This window comes from Alcanivorax sp. 1008, assembly GCF_020667895.1.
Taxonomy (GTDB): domain Bacteria; phylum Pseudomonadota; class Gammaproteobacteria; order Pseudomonadales; family Alcanivoracaceae; genus PGZG01.
Map to the genome: position 1 here is coordinate 1 of NZ_JAFMPS010000094.1, position 426 is coordinate 426.

The 426-nt window shown below is 33.8% G+C and carries 1 protein-coding gene; it reads left to right on the top strand.

Annotation, left to right across the window (positions count from 1 at the left end):
* A partial coding sequence (locus J1C54_RS16430) for a transketolase C-terminal domain-containing protein (RefSeq protein WP_304504417.1) occupies positions 1 to 364 on the top strand: 364 nt, incomplete at its 5' end.
* Positions 365 to 426 lie beyond the last annotated feature (62 nt).

Genomic DNA, 426 nt, shown 5'->3' on the forward strand with positions numbered 1-426 from the left:
TGATATAAGTATAATTACATATGGAGCTGGTGTGCATTGGGCTATTGAATCACTTGACGCTAATTCTGAAATATCTGCTGATCTCATTGATTTAAGAACTCTCCAGCCGCTAGACATAGAATCAATAATGCATTCAGTTAAAAAGACAGGTAAAGTACTCATTCTTCAAGAAGATTCTTTATTTGGTGGTATTGCGAGCGATATCTCGGCATTAATTATGGAAGAATGCTTTGAGTTTTTAGATGCTCCAGTTAAACGCTTGGCAAGTATGGAAACACCTATTCCGTTTGCTCAACAATTAGAAGATCAATATTTGGCTAAATCTAAGCTTAATGATGTTTTAAAAGAGTTGGTCGCTTATTAGTTTATCGGAATTTTTATTGCTTTGTACAGTCACAATCCACAAAAGTTAAAAATATCTTAATG